Origin of the sequence: Mycobacterium sp. E2497 (assembly GCF_001668695.1) — a bacterium.
Classification (GTDB): domain Bacteria; phylum Actinomycetota; class Actinomycetes; order Mycobacteriales; family Mycobacteriaceae; genus Mycobacterium.
Map to the genome: position 1 here is coordinate 21,074 of NZ_LZKD01000220.1, position 21,558 is coordinate 42,631.

The window sequence follows — 21,558 nt, forward strand, 5'->3', positions numbered from 1 at the left end:
GCACCGCCCTACCCGCGGAAGGCTAGCTCTGGGCCTTTGTCGATGGGCAGCGAAGTACTGCCGTCGCCGTTCTCGGGGGGCGTAAATGTAGTTGAGATAGGCCCGATTCGGGTTCAGGTTGAGGTTGTCACCGAGGATGAGCGCGCCGGGCGGCCAGCACGGGTTCGAGGATCTTCACCACCTCCAGGCCAGATCCGGCCACCCGTCGAGGAGCGCGAACTGCACTGGGCCTTCCACTGTCTCGAGGGTGTTCCGGGCGTCACCTTCGAGGATGGTGATCAGGTCAGCGACACCAACCTCGGCGAATGTTGCGCGGGCCGCCACCAACTTCTGAGAGCTCATCTCCGTGGTGATGATGTGCCCCGTACCATTGTCACGGACGGCCGCCGCCAGGTGCAGCGTCGAGATTCCATACGACATACCGTATTCCACGATCGTCGTCGGCTTGACTGCACGAACAAGGCTGTACAGCAGTCGACCCGAGTCGGGGGCCACGGAGACGTAACAGTCTTGGGACGCCTCCAGCCGTTCGTCTATGGCGTAGTCACCGGGCGAGGTCCCTGCCTCCGTTTGCTATCGAGGTGCGTACCGGCGAATAGGCGATTGGTACGATCGAGGCTTCGGGGCCGCTACGTCAACGATCAAGAGATTCGAGTCCCAAAGCCGTTCGTGTGGAATCAGTCTCGCGGTGCCGTACTGCGCCACACCGATGTGTCCGCCGCCGGCGGAGGGGCTCGTCGCGCCGATTCACCACCGGGTAATCGCGACGGGCAAAATGGTCTCACCGCGAGCTCACTACAAATCACCACAGGTCGATGCGGTGGGCACGCCGTTGAATCGGTCGGAGATCCAGGCCATACTCCTCTCGCCATCGACAAACGCGGGCACCAGCGAGTTGATATCGAGTTTGTTCAAGAACGGCGGCTCATCGTTGGTCCAGAACGTGACGTCGGCGCCTTTGGCGCACCAGTCCGCCGCCGTCCGGCGTGCCGACTCGTAGGGCCCGAACGAATCCCACCGATTGTGCTCGAAGTATGCCGGCCCCGTGGGTTTGATGTTGCCGATGCGCTGGGCTGCGAGAAGGCTTTTGAACGGGTCCGCTTTGACCGCTTCGTAGATGTCATTCTTGAACCACCCGTCGAGATGACGAAACATGTAGTCGATCCCGGTCTGGATGAGGCACTGGCGTCCGGTGTTATCCAGCATTTCCAGACCCCGCGGGGTCATGGTCTGACGGAGTGGTTGCTCGATTTGCGGGTAGGAGGAGATGAGGCCCCTCAACACATACCCCGTCGAACCCGCCAAGAAGTTGCCGTCCACTGGCGCTATCAGATCGGCGATGTCAGTGAACGCCGCCGCTGCGTAAGTTCCCACTACGTTGAGCTCATGCCCGTACGATCCCGCCAGCTCGGCTGCTGACAGCGCGGCGTGCCCACCGGCCAGCCAACCCCAAAAAGCTACGGGACCGTGCGGATCTAGCGACGTGCCGGGCAGTTTCATCGCCGCACGCGCCGCATCGATCAGTGCCGTGCCCCCGGCCACCCGGTTGAGGAACTGCGGCGACATCGGACTGTGGATGCCCATGCCGACGCCGTCGGTAACCACGACGGCGAATCCGCGGGCCAATAACGTCGCTATCCAACCCTCTTCGACGTTGAACATCAGATCGAAGCCGGTCTGCAGGGAGGCGTGGATGCCCTGATTGAACAACCGTGATGGCGCACACTGCTCCCCCATCCCGTACGGGATGGTGGCGTAAGCGAGCAATGGGCGCGGGCCCTTGCCTGTCCACGGATTGTCCGGCTCGATGTAGGTGCCCGTTACCGCGATCGGCTTTCCCTGCGCATCGGTGCTGCGGTACATGATCCGTGTCCCGATCCCCACGAACGCTCCCAGCTGGCCGGATGGCTCCAACACCAGCCGCGATGGCTCGGTGCGAATCACATCACCGTTGTCGCCCGGCGGAAGTGGGTCGGGCGGGGTATAGAACTCCAGGTATTGCGTCTCGTCGGCGTGCGCGGATGGAGGCGGCGAGAATACTGCCGCGCTGACTACCAGCGCGGCAGCGGCCGCGCGGGCAAGCACGCACAGGATGTTAGACGGTCGTGACCAGCCGGGTCGGTTGGCTGTCGGGAAGGCGGCGGTGGCGGCAGCCGATGCTTTCGTGCAGTGGGCTTCGGCATCACTGATCGAAGTTGTCATGGTTTTCCTTTTTGTTGGCGTTCAATGGGACGTATCTCGCGAAACGAGCGGCGTGCCGGCCGGATTGGTGGCTCCGATGTATAGGACCCTCGCCGTTGCAAGCGGGGTGGTGGCGCAGATGACGTTCGGCTACCTCGCGCAGTTGCGGGTCCGACTGATGCTGTGCTGGAAAGACTTTGGCGCGCTCAGCGCGCACCTTCCCGCCTAGCACAGATCCATGCGGGTGGACAGCACGTGCTCGCGGGGGTTAGTGTCAAAGGCCTATCCGAATGGGTTGGGAATCGTGCATTCGTCCTCTGGAGATGCTCAGACCTGCTGTCAGCCCTAACCGGAAGAAGTGATAGGTGGCACACCACCGCTGCGGATCACACGGTGCGCGACGGGGCGCATGCGCCATCCAGAAGCACAGCGCTCGACCCGCGATTCTCGCCGGCACTCCGGAAGCGGCATGCGATGTTGTTGCGGCGTCGGAAGTTTAGTCATCCTCGCCTTGGAGGCATGTGGTTGTACTGCGCTCAGGAAGATGCGCCGAGACACCACAAGGGATAGAGCTGCCCGAACTGCCGCGATGATCCTTTACATCGCTCAAGTTGGAGGTGACCGCTCCGTGGATGAGGCGTGCGACGTCATTCGTTGATCAGGCCGGGCCGCAGAGCTTTTCCGCGGTCTGGCCAAAGCGTCGGAAGTACTGCGATTGGGCTTCATGCCGGCATGACCGTTGTCGCGTGAGACGTCCGCAGGTCGGCGCACAAGCCGCCATCGACGGTCAGGGTAATCCCAGTCACCCATCGTGATCGGGGGCTCGCCAGATGGAGCACTGCTTCACCGACATCCCAAGCGGTTCCTCCGGCCCGAAGCGGCAGCATCGCCGAGCGCGACACACGAGTCTCCTCGGCGAGAGCTTCTGCCTGCACCACCATCGGTGTACGCACGGAACCAGGCGCAACTGCGTTGACCTGAATGCCCTCCGGCCCATGTCGGCTGGCCATCGACCGAGTCAGGCTTAACAACGCTCCGTTCGTCATTGCGTACGCGGGACGTGAGTGGGTGTGCACACCGGCAATCGACGAGACGACAACGATGGATCCGCCTCCGGCGGACTGCATTGGGGGGATACAGTACTTCGACATCAGCATCGTCGATGTCACATTGAGGCGAAAAACGCTGTCCCACTCAGCGATGTCGATGTCGACCACCGATTCAGGTGGCCCCACGACGCCGACGTTGTTCACCAGCACGTCGATCCTGCCCCACTGGCGCATGACGGAGTCGACGACCATTCGACAACCCGTCTCGGTGGCGACGTCGGCGGTCAGCGATAAGAAGTCGGCACCGGCGGCGCCGACCATGTTCTCCGTTTGTGTCAGCCGGTCTGCATCGGCGTCGACGAGGGCCACCTTGGCGCCTGCTCGTGCCAGCAACACGGCGCAGGCCCGGCCGTCGCCGCTTCCATCGCCCTGCGACCCGGCCCCGGTCACGATGGCGACGAGTCCGGCGAGTTCTCTGCCGTCGGTCATTGCTGCTCCTGGTGGTCGTGAAATCTCCAAATTCCGGTGCTATTTCAGCAGCGCCCGTGACATGACCACGCGCTGGATTTGGTTGGTGCCTTCGTAGATCTGGGTGATCTTGGCGTCGCGCATCATCCGCTCGACCGGGAAGTCCACGGTGTAGCCGGCGCCGCCGAACAGCTGCACCGCGTCGGTGGTCACCTCCATCGCCACATCAGAGGCCCAGCACTTCGACGCCGCGGAGATGAACCCCAGGTTGGATTCGCCACGCTCGGCGCGCGCCGCCGCGTGATACACCATCAGCCGGGCGGATTCCAGCTTCATCGCCATGTCGGCCAGCATGAACTGCACGCCCTGGTTATCACTGATCGGGCGGCCGAACTGCTTGCGATCCTTGGTGTAGGCGATCGCGGCGTCCAACGCACCCTGAGCGATCCCCACCGCCTGGGCGCCGATCGTGGGCCGGGTGTGGTCCAGCGTCGCCAGCGCGGTCTTGAAGCCGGTGCCCGGCTCGCCGATGATCCGGTCGCCGGGGATGCGGCAATTGTCGAAATACAGCTCGGTGGTCGGTGAGCCCTTGATGCCCAGCTTGCGTTCCTTGGGACCGACGGTGAAACCCTCGTCGTCGGCGTGCACCATGAACGACGAGATGCCGCCTGAGCCCTTGTCCGGGTCAGTCACCGCCATCACCGTGTACCACGACGACTTGCCGCCGTTGGTGATCCAGCACTTCGCGCCGTTGAGGATCCAGCCATCCCCATCGGCCCTGGCCCGGGTACGCATCGACGCCGCATCACTGCCGGCCTCCCGCTCGCTCAGCGCGTAGGACGCCATCGCCGAACCGTCGGCGATCGAGGGCAACACCTGCTTCTTCAGCTCGTCCGACCCCCGCAGGATCAGCCCCATGGTGCCCAGCTTGTTCACCGCGGGAATCAGCGACGCCGACGCATCAACCCGGGCGACCTCCTCGATCACGATGCACGCCGCCACCGAGTCCGCACCCTGCCCGCCGTACTCCTCGGGCACGTGCACCGCGTTGAAGCCCGACGCGTTCAACGCCGCCAGCGCCTCATCCGGGAACCGCGAGTTCTCATCGACATCGGCGGCGTGCGGGGCGATCTCCTTCTCCGCCAACGCACGGATCGCCGCCCGCAATTCCTGGTGTTCCTCGGGCAACTGGAACAGATCGAACGACGGGCGCTCAGGCACCGATCCTCTCCTCTGCGGGAGTCTCGTCAACGCGGACAGCACCTTGCCGAATTGCGATTTCAGATTTCGCAAGAGCGTTCTTGTGAACTTCGTCGGGGCCGTCGGCAAAGCGCAGGGTGCGAATGCTGGCGAAGGCGGCGGCGAGGGGAAGGTCTTGGCTGAGGCCAGCGGCGCCGTGTACCTGGATAGCCTTGTCCAACACCCATTCCACGGTTCGGGGGGTGGCGATCTTGATTGCCTGAATTTCGCGGTGCGCTCCGCGGTTTCCGACCTGGTCCATCAGCCACGCCGTTTTGAGGACTAGCAGCCGGAGCTGTTCGATCCGCACCCGTGCCTCGGCGATCCAGTCCCGGACTATTCCTTGTTCGGCTAACGGTCGACCGAAGGCGACACGGTCTGAGGCTCGCTGGCAGGTGAGTTCGAAGGCGAGTTCGGCAACCCCAATTGCGCGCATGCAATGGTGGATTCGGCCCGGCCCGAGCCGCGCCTGGGCGATAGCGAAGCCGTCGCCTTCGGTGCCGATGAGGTTGTCGGCCGGCACGCGGACGTCGCGGAATTCGATCTCCGCGTGTCCGCCGTGGTCGTGGTCGTCGTAGCCGAAGACATCCATCCCCCGCGTGACGCTGACCCCTGGGGTGTCTCGAGGAACGAGGATCTGGCTGTGCTGTCGGTGTCGGGCCGCCGTGGGGTCGGTCTTTCCCATCACGATGAAAACGGCGGCATCGGGGTTCATCGCACCGGTGATCCACCATTTGCGGCCGTTGATGACGTAGTCGTCGCCGTCGCGCTCGATCCGGGTGGCGATGTTGGTGGCATCGGAGGAAGCGACGGCCGGTTCGGTCATGGCGAAGGACGAGCGGATCTCGGCGGCCAGCAGCGGGTGGAGCCATTGCTCTTTCTGCGCGTTGGTGCCGAACATCGACAGCACCTCCATGTTGCCGGTGTCCGGCGCCGAGCAGTTCAGCGCCGGAGGGGCCAAAGCCAGGCTGCGCCCGGTGATTTCGGCCAGCGGCGCGTATTGCAGGTTGGTCAGGCCCCCGCCGTCGGTGCCGGGTAGAAACAGGTTCCACAATCCCTGCGCGCGGGCCTGCTCGCGCAGGCGGTGGATCGTGGGGGTCTGAGACCAGGCCCAGGGATCACTCAGCGCACGCAGGTCATCACGGAACTGTTTCTCGGCGGGGTGCACGTTCTCGGCCATGAAGGCGGTCAGCCGGGCTCGCAGCTCCAAGGTTACGGCATCGAAAGCGAAGTCCATCAGAAATCCCTTGCAGGTGTGGTCAATTCATGAATCCCGGCCTCGAGGAGCGGCGGGACAGCCGCGCCGATCGACTCGAATCCCGCACCGACGGTGTGGCCCTGGGCGTGCCGGTAGTGGATGCCCTCGAGGATCACCGCGAGCTTGAAGCAGGCCAGGGCGAGGTGAAAGGCCATCGACTGCAGCTGCCGGCCGGTGCTCGCGGCGTAGCGGCTCAGCAGTTCTGACTCAGAGGGGTAGCCCGGTGCGCAACTCACATCGGGCAGGGCGGGCGTTTTCACCAGCGCGGGCAACCGACCATAGATGATCAGCAGTGCCAAATCTGTGAGTGGATCGCCCAAAGTGGCCATCTCCCAATCGATGACCGCGCGCACCGTGGTGCCCGAGATCAGCAGGTTGTCCAGACGGAAGTCACCGTGCACCAGGGCGGTCTGGTGGTCAGCGGGCAGGTGGCGTTGCAGCAGCTCGATCAACTGATCGGCGTGCGGCAAGGGTCTACTGCGTGATGCCTGCAGCTGGCAGACCCAGCGGTTGACCTGGCGTTGTAGATAGCCGTGGGGCCGGCCCAGATCGGCCAGACCGACCCGGTCGATGTCGACGCGGTGCAGATCGGCCAGCGTGGTCACCATGTTCGCGGCGATCGCCGACACGCCGGCGGGGCCGGCGGCGGCGAGTTGATCGGCGTCGCGGTAGACCGTGCCGTCGATGAACTCCATCACGTAGAACGGGGCGCCGATCACCGCGGTGTCGTCGCAGTGGAGGTGCACCGTGGGGACGGGCACCGCGGTGTCGTGCAGGGCGGCTATCACCCGGTATTCGCGGTGCATATCGTGTGCGGTGGCCAGGACATGGCCTAGCGGCGGGCGGCGCAGCACCCAACGGTGCTGCTGGTCTTCGATGAGGTAGGTCAGGTTCGACCGACCCCCGGCCAGCAGCGTGGCAGTCAGCGGGCCGGCGAGCTGGCCGGGCAGCGCGCCGTCGAGCCAACGCTGCAACGAATCCAGGTCCAGACCCGGCGGCCGGTCGCCGCTGGCAGTGTCGGTCATGCGTCACCACCGGCCAGCGTCACGCCGCCATCGATGGTCAGTGTCTGCCCAGTGATCCATCCGGCGTCATCGGAGAGCAAAAACGCCACTGCCGCACTGACATCGGTGGGCGTGCCCAGCCGTCGCAGTGGGTAGTGGCTGGCGACTTCCTCTTCTCGGTTCTCATAGAGGGCGGCGGCGAACTGGGTCTTGACCACCGCGGGAGCAACCGCGTTGACCCGCGTCTGCGGCGCCATCTCGAAGGCCAGTTGTTTGGTCAGGTGCATGAGCATTGCCTTGGTTGCTCCGTAGAAACCGACTCCGGGTGCGGCGATCAGTCCGGCGATCGAGGCGACATTGACGACGGCGCCGCCGTTGTGAGCCATCCAGCGGGTGTGTACCCGTTGGGTCCACGACAGCGCTGCCAGGCAGTTCACCTCGACGGTGCGGCGTGCGGCGACCAGGTCCAGGTCGGCCAGCGCACCGAAGATGGGGTTGATGCCGGTATTGTTGACCAGCAGGTCGATACGGCCGAAGCTTTCCATCACCGTGTCGATGACGCGACGTTGATGGTCAGGGTCATCGGCGTGACCGGCGACGGCGAGGGCGTGTGTGGAGCCGAGCTGTTCGACGGCACGCCGCAGGTCGGCTTCTTTGCGGCCGGTGATGCACACGGTGGCCCCGTCATCGACGAGGCGTTGCGCGATCGCCAGGCCGATGCCGCGGCTGGCGCCGGTCACGACGGCGACGCGTCCCGCTTGAGCGTTCACGCGACGGCACCATGGGGTCGGAGTGCGATCTTGCCGACGCCTGCGGTGCGCTCGGCGAGCATCGCGTAGGCTGCCGGGGCTTCTGCCAATGCCAGGTGATGGGACACCACGACCGCCGGGTCGAGGCGGCCCGCCGCGGTCAACGCGAGCAGGGTCGGCAGTTCGCGCTGCGCGGAGCACAACCCGGCGCTGAACTGGAGCTCCTTTGTTTGCACCGCTTGCATCCGGAAGGGGAACGCGTCGTTCTGGCTGACGCCGATGACGCTGACGCGGCCCGCTCGGCGGGCGGCGCTGATTGCCAGCGCGATCGTTTCGTCCCGGCCGACCGCCTCGATGACCGCGTCCGCACCCTCCCCCGCGGTGAGCTCGCGGATGTGCGCCTTGGGGTCGGTCGCTTCGATCGGCTCGGCGCCGAGCGACTCGGCCGCCTTGCGGCGGTGATCGACAGGCTCGGCGATCAGTACCCGCGCCGCGCCTTGCAGGAAGGCTGACTGCACCGCCAACTGACCGACGGGGCCGCCGCCGATCACCACGACGGTGTCACCGGGGCACACCCCGGCGCGGCGTGCGCCGTACCACGCGGTTGGCGCGTTGTCGGTCAGTGCCAGGGCGGCGTCGTCGGACACCGAGGGGGCAACGGTGAACAGGTTTCGGTCGGCGTGCGGGACCGCGACGAATTCCGCCTGGCTACCGGGCAGCCGGTGACTCATGCCGTAGCAGGACTCTTTCCACGGTTGACGCCGATGCTCGCAGGCGGTGACGTGGCCGGTGGCGCACGCCGCGCAGAATACGCAGCCGACCGAGGCTGGGACGAGGACTCGGTCGTCAACAGCGAACCTCGTTACCCGGGAGCCGATTTCGACGACTTCACCGACCGCCTCGTGTCCGAGCGCGTACCCGATGTCATCGCTGAAGCCGTGGCCGTGATAGATATGCAGGTCGCTGCCGCAGATCCCCGCTGCAGTAACCCGCACGACGGCGCCCAGGTCGTCGGGCAGTCGCGCATCCTTGACCTGCTCGAGCCCCACGGTGTCCGGGCCTTGATAAGTGATCGCCTGCACTCAGGCGTCCTCACCGAAAGTCACCGCGAACTTCGCCGTCGATGACTTCAGCCGGATGGGTTTGACCGCGGCGTATTGGTCGCTGTCGAACCACTTGCGGAACTCGCGGTCGTCGGCGAACTCGAGCAGCACCACTGTGGTGGCGTCGAATTCGCCTTCCTGGACGTTGATGTCGTCACTGACCGCAAGCACTTTGACGTCGAGTCCCGAGAGAAGCTCCACATTGGCCTTGGAGTAGTCGGCGTAGCGCTGCCGGTCATGCTTGTCGACGACCGCAAGGAAGTAGCAAGGCACCTATGCCTCCCGCACGCTGATGTCGGCGCTGATCAGTTCGCCGGTGACCGGGTCGGCGACTTCGACAAGCTCGATGCCCTGGCGCGGCTGGCACCACTGGCCCAGCTCAGCCAGACGGTCGGCGGCCAGCGTGCGCCGCACCGCATGGCCGTTCTCGATGGGCCAGGACCGGCGTTCGGCGCGGATGGCGTCGCGGCGCTGCTGGGTCGCCGCACGGTCGAGTTCCCCGTCGTCGGTGAGGATCACACCGTAGGCGTTGGCCGCCGCATGCCGGTCGATCTTGCCCCACCGGGCGTCGAGGGCCACCTCGTCGGCGGGCCGCTCGAGCGGGTCACCGTAGCCGGCACCGCCCCCGGAGCGCAGGCGAAGGACATCGCCGGCCTGGATCGAGAAGCCGAACTGTTTGCCGGAGAGCAACTCTGGCGCGGCGGAGAAATCGTCCAAAGATGTCGGCATTCGGCCTGCGGCCAGCATGGCATCGGCGCGTGCACCGGATACCAGCGTGAAACCGCTTGTCGACGCGGGGTATCCGCCGGCCTGGCCCGTCGGCGCGACCTGCCAGCAGGGGGTCATGACATGCTGTTGACCGCCCGGCGTGTACCAGGGGGTCCACGCCAGTTCCAGGCCGTTGCCGCCGCGGAACCTTCCCGGGCCGCCCGAGTTCTGGTACAGCTTGCGCCAAAGATACAGGATCGGATAGGCCAGCTCGTTGATCTCGATGTCAGGCAAGCTGTTTGACGGCTGGGCGAGTGCTCCAGCGACGTCCATGCCGTCGGCCACGGGCTGCGCACCGCCCCCGCCGCTGCCGCCGTTCATGTCCGGGAAAGGCACCAGTTCGCCGTCCTCGTTGGGCGCGTAGAAGAAGCCGGCATTCCACGAGTCCTGCCATTGCGCCATCAGATGTTCACGTACAAATAGGCTTTTGCTCTGGGACTGGATTTTGGCCAGCATCCGAGTCACCAGCCGGCCGAGCCGCAGTCCGGTTTCGAGATGCCCACCGGAGACCGGCGCGGGCATCTGCACGTCGCAGATCGTGCCGGGCTTGGTGATCACCCGGATGGGACGCAGCGTGCCCTGGTTGATCGGCAGGTCGGGAAACAGCATGAACAAGGCTGGGCTGAAGGCACAGCCCAGGGTGATGGCCGCGCTGCAGTTGACGAAACCGTCTGTCTGGGGCGATGACTCGCTGAAATCCATGGTGATGGTGCCGTCGTCGACGGTCATGGTGCAGCGGATCGGGTAGATGTCGTTGGTATGGCCGTTGTGCTCTTCGTAGTCGACGTCGGTGTAGACGCCGCTGGGCAACTCGGCGATCCGGTCTCGGACCGCCTTTTCGGCGAGGTCCTTGGCGATTTCGACGTAGCGCTGGAACGCGTCGGTGCCGTAGTTGTCGATGAGCACCTGCAGTCGGTCGTCGCAGCGGTTGCAGGCGGCGATGAAGCAGCGGATGTCGTTCATGACCACGCTGGGCACGCGGATGTTGGTTTCGATGATCCGCCAGATGTCGTCCACCGGCCGGCCCCGGTCGACGATTTTGACGCCCGGCAGGCGAAGCGCCTCGCCGTAGGTCTCGGTCGCCATCGGCGCCATGCTCCCCGGCGCGAAGCCGCCAAAGTCGTTGACGTGGGCTTCGGCCCAACACCAGGCGACCAGTTCGTCCCCGTAGAAGATGGGACGCACCACCCCGACGTCGACCTGGTGGGCGTTGCCGGTGGTGAACGGGTCGTTGCAAATGAACAGGTCGCCGGGTCGGATCTGGTCGCGCGGCACGGTGGCCAGAATGTGCTTGACGGCCTGACGAGCGGTGCCGATGTAGATGGTGATGTAGCCGGCGTAGCAGATGATGTCGCCGTCGGCGTCGGCGATGAACGTCGAGAAGTCGACGGCTTCGGCGATCACCGGGCTGCCCGAGGCGCGCATCATGACCACGCCCATTTCGTGGGCGACGTTCTCGAGGGCCTTCGAGAAGATCTCGATGGTGACGGGGTCGACGGGCAATTCGGTTGGTGCGGCGCTGCGTGGCATGGTCGGGGTGCTCATTGCTCGTTCTCCTGGTCGGTGGATGACGCCTGGTCGGTGAGGATGAAGTTGCCCCACTCGTCGATGCGGGCGGTCCAGCCCGGCGGGATCTGCAGGGTGGTTAGCGGATGCTCGAGAATCGCCGGGCCGCTGACCTCGTGGCCCGCGCGTGCGCTGCCTGAGTCGTAGACCGCCACGTCGGTCTCCCGCCCCTCCAGGGCTAAGAAGACGCGCCGGGTTCCGGTGGGGGCCAGCTGCCGTTCGGATTCCGGGACGGGTTGGACGGGTATGGGTTCCAGCGCCGAGACCCGTCCGGTGGCGGTGACCCGCACGGCGACCAGGACCACCGGGCTGCCCACCCAGGCGCTGCCTGAGCCGTACTCGGCTTCGTAGAGCGCGCCGTAGCGGCGTTGGGCGTCGGTGAGATCGTCTTCGCCGAGGTGACGGTTGCGTGGCAGCGAGACCGGCAATTCCCATTGCTGCCCGGCGTATTTGAACTCGCCCTCCCACGCCACGTCGATGGCTTCGTCGGAGTAACCGGCGGCGCGCAGCGTGGCGGTCAGTTCGTCGTCGAGTTCGCCGAGCGCTGCGGCGATGAACCCGGCGTCGCCGCCGACCCACATCGCTGACCGGGATCGGGTGCGTACGTCGTCGCTGTTGAGCAGACCGGTGGCGGAGAAGACCGCGGCATCGGCGGGGATGACGACTTGGCGTATGCCGACTTCACGGGCGATGTCAGCGGCGAAGATCCCCAGGGCACCGCCGTAGGCGACCATGCTGAAGATACGCGGATCATGCCCACGCTCCACGGTCACCGTGCGCACCGCGTTGCTCATGTTCGCGGTGACCATCCGGTAGACCGCCGCGGCGGCGTGCACGGCGTCCACGTCGAGCGGCTTGCCGATTTCGCTCTCCATCGCCTGCCGGGCCGGCTCAAGCGCCAGTTCGCGGCGCCCGCCCAGGAATGCCTGGGGCGCAAGCAGTCCCAGGACAGCCGAAGCGTCGGTGACCGTGGGCACCACCCCGCCCTTGCCGTAGCAGACCGGGCCCGGATCGGCGCCTGCGCTGCGCGGGCCAACCTGCGGGATTCCGCGCGCGTCGACCCAGGCGATGCTGCCGCCGCCGGCACCGATGGGCAGCACGTCGATTTTGGGCAGGGCGGTCAGAAATTGGTCGCGCAGCATCACGCGCTGGGTCACCAACGGCTTGTTGCCTTGCAGCACCGACACGTCGAAGGAGGTGCCGCCCATGTCGGCGGTGACCACGTTGTGGATTCCGAGGCGGGCGGCCAACGCCTGGGCGCCGATCACCCCACCTGCCGGGCCGCTGTCGACCAGGGTGATCGGACGTTCGCGTGCCTCCTCGGCGGTCAGCGTCCCGCCGAAACCCTGCATGAATCCGATGGGGACGCGCAGGCCGCGGTCGCCGAGTTCCTTCTCGATGCGCCCCGTGTACTCCGCGACCCGGATTCCGGTGAACGCGTTGAGAACAGTGGTCATGGTCCGTTCGTATTCCCGGATCACCGGGTGCAGCCGGGACGAGACGCTGACGAACAGTCCCGGCGCCTCCTCGGCGGCGGCGGCGGCGAGCTGCTCTTCGTGGTGGGGATTGGCGAAACTCCACAGCAGCGAGATGGCGATGGCCTCCACACCCATGTCGACGAGCCTTCGCACGGCCGCGCGGGCCTCGGTGTCGCTCAGCGGGACGACGACTGCGCCTTTGCGGTCGGTGCGTTCGTTGACCTCGACGACGCGTTCGCGGGGAACGATCTGGGGGATGTTGAGCTGGCGATGGTGATCCCGCTCGGCGCTGCGGGCCGAGCGGGCAATGAGGAGGTTGTCGCCGAAGCCCCGGGTGGTCAGCAGACCGACGCGCGCGCCCCGCAGTTCGGCGATTGAGTTGGTCACGGCGGTGGTGCCATTGACGAAGCGGGTGGTGTGCGTCAAGACCTGCTCGAGCGGCACGCCGATCCGCTCGGCGAGGTTTTCCAGTGCGGCGATCAAGCCGACGCTCAGGTCGTCGGGGGTGGTGTCGGACTTATCGGAGTAGACGTTGCCGCGGCTGTCCACGGCGGTGACGTCGGTGAACGTGCCGCCGATATCGCAGCCGATCTGATACTGAACCTGCTCGGTCATTGCCGCTTCCTATCTTTCGAATTGTGTTTGGGCGCAGTCTGACCGCCTGGCCGAGGGCGTAGCGCCACGGCGTGGTCTTGCCGGCCAGACGGGTCCCGCCCTGGGGTCATGTGTGGATCAGCCGGTCACGGCATCGCGGCCGATGACGTCTCGCGCGATGATCATTTTTTGGATTTGCGGTGTGCCGTCGCCGATCTGGTAACCGGAGATGTCGCGCAACATGGCCTGCAGTGGCATCTCGTTCGACCAGCCGACCTGCCCGTGCAGAACGACGGACTCCTGAATGGCATTGAACGCGACCCTCGGCGCCCACCATTTCAGCATCGCCGCCTCCTTGGTGTGCGGCAGTCCAGCCGCGCGCAGCCCCAGGGTGTGATAGGCCAACGCTCGTACGGCGGCGAGGTAGGTGGTGTGCTCGGCGATGTCGAATGAAACGCCCTGGTGAGCCGCTAGTGGTTTGCCGAAGCTTCGACGGTCTCGCGCGTAGGCCGTCGCCATGTCGATGGCGTGCTGGGCGGTGCCGACGGCGAGCAGCCCGATCAGGGTGCGGCTCAAGTCGAATTCGGCCATGATGGCGCCGAATCCTGCGCCCGGAGCGCTGATGACACAGTCGTCGGCGACGAAAACGCTGTCCATCGTCACCGATCCGCGCCCGAGCGGTTTGAATCCCGGGTCGTCGAAGCTCTGCGACGACACCGCGTCGGATGCCATGTCGACCAGGAAGCAGCCGATTCCTTTGGCGCCCTTGGCCGGGTCGGTCTGCGCGAGAACGATGGCGATGCCGGCGTGGGGGGCCTGGGTCACGGAGGTCTTCTCTCCGCTCAGCAACCATCCCCCGTCGACGCGCACCGCTTTGGTGGTCATCGCCGCGGCGTCGGATCCGGCGCCGGGCTCGGTGACCGCCCAGCAGCCCAGCGTCTGCCCGCCGGCGACCGCGGCAGCGTGCGCGGCAACGGTCGGGGACGGGTGCCCGGCCAGCAGGGTCACCAGGCTGTTGGTGCTGAACAGGATGTAGCCCATGTTCGGGTCGGCGTAGGCGATTTCCTCGCACGCGATGCCGACGGCGAGCAGGTCTGCTCCCTGACCGCCCAACTCTTCCGAGAGCGACAGCGTGGTCAGATTCGCCTGGGCGAGCCGGGCGAGTTCGGCGTGGGGGAATTCGGTGCTGTTCGCGCGGTCGAGATAGCCGGGCAGAAATTCGCGCCGGGCGAACTTGCGGACATCTTGCTGGAAGGCGAGATGGTCCTCGTCGAGGATGAAGGACGAAGGCGACACAGAGGATTCCTCCCGAAGCGTTGGGTTGTCGGTAGCGTTGGTGGTCAATTGATTTGGCGCGAGCGGTCTGCCCAGTGCCGGGCACGAAGCGCCTTCTTGTCGATCTTTCCGACCGCGGTCATCGGCAGGTCGGTGACGATTTCCAGCCGCTTGGGTGCTTGGTGTGGGCCCTTGTGGGCGCGCACCGATGCGATCAGCTCATCCGCATCGATGGTCGCGTCGGGCCGGGCCACGACGAAGGCGGTGATCGCCTCGCCCCACTTTTCGTCGGGGACGCCGATCACCGCGACGGCGGACACGTTGGCGTGCGCGGCGATGGCGTCTTCAACTTCTTTGGCGAACACGTTGAAACCGCCGGTGACGATCATGTCCTTTTTGCGGTCGACGATGTAGAAGAATCCATCGTCGGCTTTGCGGGCCATGTCGCCGGTGTGCAGCCAGCCGCCGCGCAAGGCGGCGGCGGTTTCGTCGGGGCGTTTCCAGTAGCCGTTCATCACGTTTCGCGAGCGGACGGCGATCTCTCCGATCTCCCCGTCGGCTACCGGCGACCCGGCGTCGTCGAGCAGTTGGACTTCCACGCCCGGTACCGGGCGGCCGCAGGAGGCGAGCAATTCGGGCCGGTGGATCGGATCGTGTTCGTCTTTGCGCAGGCTCGTCGTCATGCCCATGCATTCGGTTTGCCCGTATACCTGCAGCAGGATCGGACCGAAGACTTCTTGGGCCTCCCTGATGCGGGCCGCCGACATCGGTGCCGCACCGTAGACGAGGCTTTCCAGTGAGGACGTGTCGGCCGCGGTCGGGTCGGTCCGGTCCAGCAGTGTGTAGAGCATGGTCGGCACGAGGAAGGTGTAGTTGACCCTTTCGGTCTCGACGGCACGCAGCCATGCATCGGGGTCAAAGCCCTGCTGCAGCACCACCGTCCCGCCACGCAGCAGCGTCGGCAGCAACGGCAGCACGGCAGCGTGGGTGATTGGCGACGCGGCCAGGTAGCGCGGGTTCTCGGGCAGGCCCCAGGCGGCGGTCAGACTTTGGACCTCTTGAACCAGGGCACGGTGGGACAGCATGGCCCCCTTCGGTTTGCCGGTCGTCCCGCCGGTGTATTGCAGCCAGCCGACCTCCTCCTCGTCGACCCGAAGCGCCCGCAGCGCGCCCGGCGCGACGCGGCCGGCGAGTTCCAGCAGGTTCGGGAAGCCGACGGTCGGCCCGATCGTCAGCACGTGGCGCACCGATGCGGCGCGCTCCGCGATGGCCGCGCCGGCTTCGGCAAACTTGGGGTGCACCACCAGCAGTTCGATTTCGGCGTCATCACACAGGAACACGTGGTCGTCGATCGACCCCATCGGATGCAGTCCGCTGTAGCGAGCGCCGGACAGGAAGGTGGCGGCCTGGGTCATGAAGACTTCGGGCGCGTTGGGGCTGAGTACCCCGACGCCGCATCCGCGCCCGACGCGGTGGTCGTGCATGACCCGCTGGATGCGAGCGGTGGTGTCGGCGGTTTCGGCATAGGTGACGCGTCGATCTCCCAGGACGAACGCCTCCCGGGTGGGATACCGGGTCAGCGCCTCGACGATCAGGCTGCTGTAGCTCGGCCCGATAGCCGCTGTCGTGGTCACACATTGCTCCTCTGCAGTCTCGTGACATCCACCTCACAGATTGCCGGTCGCTGTGACGCGGGTCTCCGCTCACGCAATCTTGACTTATCAGTTAGTATTTCGCAATAGTGAATATCTACTGAATACAAACTGGCAGTTCGGAGGCCGTATGGACACCGTGAGCATCGTCGGCGTGGGGATGACGCCATTCGGCAAGTTCCCCGACCGGTCGCTGCGCGATCTCGGCACGGCGGCAATCGCCGAGGCTCTCACCGACGCCGGCGTGGCCGAGAAGGACATCGACCTTGTCGTCCACGCCAACGCCGTCGGGGGGTTGCTGACGGGGCAGGAAATGACCCGTGGACAGGTGGTCGTCTCCGGGACCGCGCTGGCCGGGACGCCCTTGATCAACGTCGAAAACGCGTGCGCAAGCAGCTCGACGGCTCTGCACGTGGCCACGGCCGCGATCCTGTCGGGCATGTACCGCACCGTCCTGGTCGTCGGGAACGAGAAGATGAGCGGGCGCGGCACTCGCGCGGTGCTGGATGCGCTGGCCACGGCGGCGGACGTGGACCGGATCGGGGAGTTCAATCGGGAGCTGACCGGCCGAACGGACGGCGCCGAGTCCTTCTTCATGGAGGTCTACGCGCAGGAGACCCGCGACTACATGGGCCGCTCCGGGGCCACCTCCCTGGACTTCGCATCGATCGCCGCCAAGAACTCCGATCATGCCGCGCTGAACCCGCACGCGCAGTACCGAACTCGCCGGACCCCCGAGGAGGTGTTGACCAGCCGGCTCATCGCCGACCCACTGACCATGCTGATGTGCTCACCGATCGCCGACGGCGCCGCGGCGCTGGTGCTGTGCGCGACCGACGACACCGACTCCCCCGACGCCGTGCGGGTGCGGGCGTCGGTGGTACGCACGGGAATACCCGGTGGCGCCGGCCTGACGCTGGAACGCCGGACCGCTGAGGCCGCCTACGAGCAAGCGGGTTTCGGGCCCGACGAACTGGACGTGGTCGAGCTCCACGACGCCGCCTCGCCGAACGAATTGATCCTCTACGAAGAGCTTGGTCTGTGCGCTCCCGGCGAAGGTCCGAAACTGGCCCGCAGCGGCGCGACCGCCCTCGGCGGGGACCTGCCGGTCAACACCAGCGGTGGGCTGGTGTCGAAGGGACATCCGGTCGGGGCCACCGGTGCCGCGCAAATCGTCGAACTCGTGACCCAGCTGCGTGGGCGTGCCGGCGCACGCCAGGTCAGCGGCGCGCGCCGGGCCCTCGCCGAAAACGCCGGCGGCTACAGCCATCCCGAAGCCGCGGCCTGCGCGGTCACCATCTTGAGCAGGGATTGACATGGCTACTGGCAGTGATGCGGTTCTGGTCGAACGGCGCGACAGCGCGCTATGGCTGCGGTTGAATCGGCCCGCCGCGATGAACGGGCTGAATCAGGAAATTCTCGACGGGTTGCACCGCGGTCTGGATCAAGCCGCCGGCGACCCCGAAACCCGCTGCATCGTCATCGCGGCAACGGGACGCGCGTTCTGCGCGGGTGCCGACCTGGCGTACGCGCAGTCCCTGGCTGCCCAAGAGCGGCCGCCCGGTCGTTACAGCCCCGGTCAACTCTTTCTGCGCCGCGTCCGTGAGCTGTTCGACCGGCTCGAGTCCGTCGACATGCCGACCATCGCGGCCATCCAGGGGATTACCGTCGGAGGTGGCCTGGAACTGGTCCTGTGCTGCGACATGGCGCTCGCCTCCCGCTCCGCACGCATTGGCGACGGCCATGCCACCTACGGCCAGATTCCCGGCGGCGGCGCCTCGGTTCGCCTGACACGTCGACTCGGGCTGTCGCGGACCAAACATCTCATGTTCACCGGGCAGCTCCATCCCGCGGAAAGGTTTGAGGGCACCGATCTGTTGGTCGCTGTCGTCGACGACGACCGGCTCGAACACGAGATCGACGCGATCGCCGCGCAGATCGCGACAAAGAGCCCCGCGGGCCTGGCCCGGATGAAGATGCTCGCCAATGCCGCCCTGCAGGTGCCACCGGACGTCGGCCTGACCTTCGAGCTCGAACAGTCCGCCTTGCACGAGACCTCCGCCGACTGGCGCGAAGGCCTTGCGGCATTCAACGAGAAGCGCGCACCGAAATACGTTGGACGATAACGGAAAGAGAGCCACATCATGACGGACGAAAACTTCCTGAGCTTGTCGGGGCGCGTCGTGCTCGTCACCGGGGCCGGACAGGGCGTCGGGCGTGCGGTCGCGCTGCACTGCGCCAAACAGGGCGCGGCGGTGGTGGTCAACGACTTCCACGAGGAACGCGCGAAGTCGGTCGCCGCGGAGATCGAGTTCGGTGGCGGCACCGCACTGCCGATCCAGTGCGACGTGACCCGATTCGACGCGGTGATGGCAATGACGCGCAGGGCCTCCGACGAGTTGGGGGCCATCGATGTCCTGGTCAACAACGCGGGAAACGCGGGGCCGGCCGAAGACCCGATGGCACCCGCGCCCCCCTTCTGGGAAACCGGCCCCGAGGACTGGGGGCCGTGGATCGGGACGAACTTCTTCGGCGTGCTCAACGCGTCCCGCGCGGTCCTGCCCGGCATGGTCGACAGGGAGTACGGGCGCATCGTCAACGTCATCTCCGACGCGGGCCGCATCGGTGAACCCAACCTCGTGGTGTACGGCGGCGCCAAGGCCGGCGCCGCGGGCTTCTCCCGCGGCCTCGCCAAGGCCGTGGGCCGCTACGGCATCACGGTGAATTGCGTTGCCCTGTCTGGAATCAATACCCCCGGGGTGGCGACGGCCCTGGAAAATCCCGATGTGGCCAAGAAGGCGTTGCGTTCCTACGTGATCAGGCGCTTCGGCGAGCCCGACGATCCCGCGCGCCTGGTGGTGTTCCTCGCTTCGTCCGCCGGCGAATGGATCACCGGACAGACCTACCCCGTCAACGGCGGCTACGCCGTCTCGGCATGACCACCCCCGACACGCCCCTGGCGGGCATCCGCGTCGTCAGCCTCGCCGAGCAGTTTCCCGGCCCGTTCGCCACGCTGCTGCTGAGCGACCTCGGCGCTGACGTCATCCAGGTCGAACGCCCGAACGGGGGTGACCCCTCGCGCGCGTTCCCCGGGCACTACGAAGCACTCAACCGCGGCAAGCGCTCGGTAGCCTTGGATCTCAAGGACGCCGACGGCGCGGACGCATTCCGCAGGCTCATCAGTGATGCTGACGTATTACTCGAGGGCTTCCGGCCGGGTGTGCTCTCCCGGCTCGGCTTCGGACCCGACGAACTCCTGACCCGGCATCCCCGCCTGGTCTACGTCTCGGTCTCCGGTTTCGGCCAGCACAGCCCGTTGCGGAACCATCCCGCCCACGACCTGACTTTCCAGGCGATGGCCGGATTGCTCGATTCCGTTGAGGCCCAACCGCATCCGCCGGCGTTGGCACTGGCGGACCTGAGCGCTGGAATGTTCGCCGCATTCGCTGCGCTCACCGGTGTGGTCGCGGCCATGAACACCGGTCGTGGCGGCCACTACGACGTCGCGATGTTGGACACGCTGTTGACGTTGGCGGCGACACGGTTGGTTCCGGCGGCCAACGGCCATCCCCCCGACACGTTGGGCCTGGACCCGGGTTACGGCCTGTTCGCCACGGCCGACGGCGAATGGATCTCGTTGAGCATCGCCTTCGAGGACCACTTCTGGAAAGCCCTCTGTGTGACGCTGGACCTGCCTGAGATCGGTGGCATTTCAGCCGCGGAGCGCATCGAGGAACGCGAGCGCCTGCGCGGCCGGATCGCCGCACGGATCGTCACGTCACCGGCCGGGCACTGGGACAAGGTTCTGATCGGAGCCGGCGTGCCCTACGGCCGGGTGAGCACGCTAGCCGATGTGCTCGGCGACCCGAATACCCTGGCCCGGAACATGATTCAGTCCATTGCGACCCCGGACGGTGAGAAGTCTTTCGTCCGACAACCCTTGATGGTCGACGGTGTGCCCCATGGCCCCAGACGAGGGACCCCCCGCCTCGGGGAGCACACCGCCGAGGTTCTCCGGGAGGCCGGTGTGCCACCGGAAGTGATCGAGCGACTCGCCGCGACACCCTAAAGACCGATCCAAGCTCTATATTGACTGAGTAATATTACCGGTCCGATGCATCGGAGGTCCGATGGCCAGGGAACGCGCAACCGATACGCAAGCGCTGGTGTCAGCCGCTGCGAAGACATTCCGGGAAAAGGGCTATCGCAACTCCACCATCGACGACATCGCCCTGGCCGCGGGCATATCCCGGCCGACGGTCTACAAGTACACCCGCACCAAGCAGCAGCTTCTCGATCTCATGGTCGACGAGATGACCAGGAAGCTGGAAGAGGAGCTGCGCAGCGTCCAGTCCTCCGCCGACGATCCTGTGGAACGCCTCCAGAAGACGATCATGGCGCACATTCAGGCGTCGTCGGCGAACAGGACTTTCTACGCGATCGTGTTCAGCGAGGAGGCCGAACTTTCCGACGCGGCACGAAAGACGTTCCGCAGCTGGGCCCATCAGCAAACGAAGGAATTCGCCTCGCTGCTCGACGAATGCCTTGCCGCGCGCGCCGGTTCCCGACGGAAGCGCCAGGACGTCGACACCCGGATCGCGGCCAACCTGCTCGAATCGATGCTGGCGACGCTGTACCGGTGGTATGACCCGGAGGGCAGCACCTCGCCCGAACACCTGGCAGACCAGATCTGGTTACTGTTCGGGAGCGTCTTCGAATAACCGCTGCGCCTCGGGGCGATCGGCGGCCGAAAGTTGTCGTACCGGGCTGCGATGATGCAGGTATGACTTCGGCGGCCTCGGTGGATTCTGCGCCAATGCTCCCCAAGGAGCGCTTGGCGGTGTTGTTCGCCGAGTTGTCGGAGTTGGCCGGTCAGCGCAACGCCATCGATGGGCGCATCGTGGACATCGTCGCCGAGATGGAGCGTGACGAATTGTGCGGGATCACCGGCGCGCGCTCGGTGGCGCAGTTGGTGGCCTGGAAGCTGGGCACCTCCTCGACCAATGCTCACACCTTCACCACGGTGGCGCGGCGGGTCCAGGAGTTTCCGCGCTGCGCCCAGGGTCTGCGGGAGGGCCGGCTGTCGTTGGATCAGGTCGGGGTGATCGCCGCGCGCGCGAGCGACGGCTCCGATGCGCACTACGAGCAGTTGGCGCGCTCGGCCTCGGTCAGCG

General features: G+C 66.2%; 20 protein-coding genes. 7 read left to right on the forward strand and 13 right to left on the reverse strand.

Going from position 1 to position 21,558, the window contains the following annotated elements:
• Window positions 1-174 precede the first annotated feature (174 nt).
• Complete coding sequence (locus tag A5713_RS20020; protein WP_068098109.1) at window positions 175-495, reverse strand: O-methyltransferase; 321 nt, start codon at window positions 493-495, stop codon at window positions 175-177.
• A 300-nt stretch (window positions 496-795) separates the two neighbouring features.
• Window positions 796-2,202 carry a lipase family protein gene (locus A5713_RS20025; protein ID WP_082973054.1) on the reverse strand — a complete coding sequence of 469 codons (1,407 nt, stop codon included), beginning with the start codon at window positions 2,200-2,202 and terminating at the stop codon, window positions 796-798.
• Between the two features lie 76 nt (window positions 2,203-2,278).
• On the opposite strand from A5713_RS20025, the gene A5713_RS29485 reads away from it, so the two are divergent.
• Window positions 2,279-2,410 (forward strand): hypothetical protein, encoded by a 132-nt coding sequence (locus tag A5713_RS29485; protein WP_255398427.1) that lies wholly within the window; start codon window positions 2,279-2,281, stop codon window positions 2,408-2,410.
• Window positions 2,411-2,903: 493 nt separating this feature from the next.
• Here A5713_RS29485 and A5713_RS20035 read toward each other — a convergent pair whose 3' ends face one another.
• From A5713_RS20035 to A5713_RS20085, 11 genes are all read right to left on the reverse strand, one after another.
• The gene (locus tag A5713_RS20035) at window positions 2,904-3,719 is read right to left on the reverse strand and encodes an SDR family NAD(P)-dependent oxidoreductase (RefSeq protein ID WP_068098111.1); all 816 of its coding nucleotides are present in this window, start codon (window positions 3,717-3,719) and stop codon (window positions 2,904-2,906) included.
• Window positions 3,720-3,758: 39 nt separating this feature from the next.
• The gene (locus A5713_RS20040; RefSeq protein ID WP_068098112.1) at window positions 3,759-4,919 is read right to left on the reverse strand and encodes an acyl-CoA dehydrogenase; all 1,161 of its coding nucleotides are present in this window, start codon (window positions 4,917-4,919) and stop codon (window positions 3,759-3,761) included.
• Window positions 4,912-6,174: an acyl-CoA dehydrogenase family protein gene (locus A5713_RS20045; protein WP_068098113.1), complete on the reverse strand. Its 1,263-nt coding sequence runs from the start codon at window positions 6,172-6,174 to the stop codon at window positions 4,912-4,914. The genes A5713_RS20040 and A5713_RS20045 overlap by 8 nt, the downstream gene beginning before the upstream one ends.
• On the reverse strand, window positions 6,174-7,220 hold the full coding sequence (locus A5713_RS20050) for a phosphotransferase family protein (RefSeq protein WP_068098114.1): 1,047 nt from the start codon (window positions 7,218-7,220) through the stop codon (window positions 6,174-6,176). The genes A5713_RS20045 and A5713_RS20050 overlap by 1 nt, the downstream gene beginning before the upstream one ends.
• Entirely contained in the window at window positions 7,217-7,969 is a 753-nt protein-coding gene (locus A5713_RS20055; RefSeq protein ID WP_068098115.1) for an SDR family oxidoreductase, read from the reverse strand. The genes A5713_RS20050 and A5713_RS20055 overlap by 4 nt, the downstream gene beginning before the upstream one ends.
• A complete protein-coding gene (locus tag A5713_RS20060) occupies window positions 7,966-9,030 on the reverse strand; it encodes an alcohol dehydrogenase catalytic domain-containing protein (RefSeq protein WP_068098116.1) in 1,065 nt (354 codons plus the stop codon). Before A5713_RS20060 ends, A5713_RS20055 begins: the two co-directional genes overlap by 4 nt.
• Window positions 9,031-9,324 carry a DUF1330 domain-containing protein gene (locus A5713_RS20065; RefSeq protein ID WP_068098117.1) on the reverse strand — a complete coding sequence of 98 codons (294 nt, stop codon included), beginning with the start codon at window positions 9,322-9,324 and terminating at the stop codon, window positions 9,031-9,033.
• The gene (locus A5713_RS20070; RefSeq protein ID WP_068098118.1) at window positions 9,325-11,364 is read right to left on the reverse strand and encodes a hydantoinase B/oxoprolinase family protein; all 2,040 of its coding nucleotides are present in this window, start codon (window positions 11,362-11,364) and stop codon (window positions 9,325-9,327) included.
• The gene (locus A5713_RS20075; protein WP_068098119.1) at window positions 11,361-13,478 is read right to left on the reverse strand and encodes a hydantoinase/oxoprolinase family protein; all 2,118 of its coding nucleotides are present in this window, start codon (window positions 13,476-13,478) and stop codon (window positions 11,361-11,363) included. The genes A5713_RS20070 and A5713_RS20075 overlap by 4 nt, the downstream gene beginning before the upstream one ends.
• 117 nt (window positions 13,479-13,595) lie before the next feature.
• Complete coding sequence (locus A5713_RS20080) at window positions 13,596-14,753, reverse strand: acyl-CoA dehydrogenase family protein (protein WP_068098120.1); 1,158 nt, start codon at window positions 14,751-14,753, stop codon at window positions 13,596-13,598.
• Between the two features lie 44 nt (window positions 14,754-14,797).
• A complete protein-coding gene (locus tag A5713_RS20085) occupies window positions 14,798-16,366 on the reverse strand; it encodes an AMP-binding protein (RefSeq protein ID WP_068098121.1) in 1,569 nt (522 codons plus the stop codon).
• A gap of 148 nt (window positions 16,367-16,514) precedes the next feature.
• On the opposite strand from A5713_RS20085, the gene A5713_RS20090 reads away from it, so the two are divergent.
• The 6 genes from A5713_RS20090 to A5713_RS20115 form a co-directional block, all read left to right on the forward strand.
• Window positions 16,515-17,699: a thiolase family protein gene (locus tag A5713_RS20090; protein ID WP_068098122.1), complete on the forward strand. Its 1,185-nt coding sequence runs from the start codon at window positions 16,515-16,517 to the stop codon at window positions 17,697-17,699.
• A 1-nt stretch (window position 17,700) separates the two neighbouring features.
• A complete protein-coding gene (locus A5713_RS20095) occupies window positions 17,701-18,510 on the forward strand; it encodes an enoyl-CoA hydratase/isomerase family protein (RefSeq protein WP_068098123.1) in 810 nt (269 codons plus the stop codon).
• 18 nt (window positions 18,511-18,528) lie between these two features.
• Window positions 18,529-19,323, forward strand: a complete 795-nt coding sequence (locus A5713_RS20100) for an SDR family NAD(P)-dependent oxidoreductase (protein WP_068098124.1) — start codon at window positions 18,529-18,531, stop codon at window positions 19,321-19,323.
• Window positions 19,320-20,453 (forward strand): CaiB/BaiF CoA-transferase family protein, encoded by a 1,134-nt coding sequence (locus A5713_RS20105; RefSeq protein WP_067926204.1) that lies wholly within the window; start codon window positions 19,320-19,322, stop codon window positions 20,451-20,453. Before A5713_RS20100 ends, A5713_RS20105 begins: the two co-directional genes overlap by 4 nt.
• Before the next feature lie 97 nt (window positions 20,454-20,550).
• Complete coding sequence (locus A5713_RS20110) at window positions 20,551-21,105, forward strand: TetR/AcrR family transcriptional regulator (protein WP_158243983.1); 555 nt, start codon at window positions 20,551-20,553, stop codon at window positions 21,103-21,105.
• 62 nt (window positions 21,106-21,167) lie between these two features.
• On the forward strand, window positions 21,168-21,558 hold a 391-nt coding region (locus tag A5713_RS20115; RefSeq protein ID WP_156751958.1), incomplete at its 3' end, for a DUF222 domain-containing protein.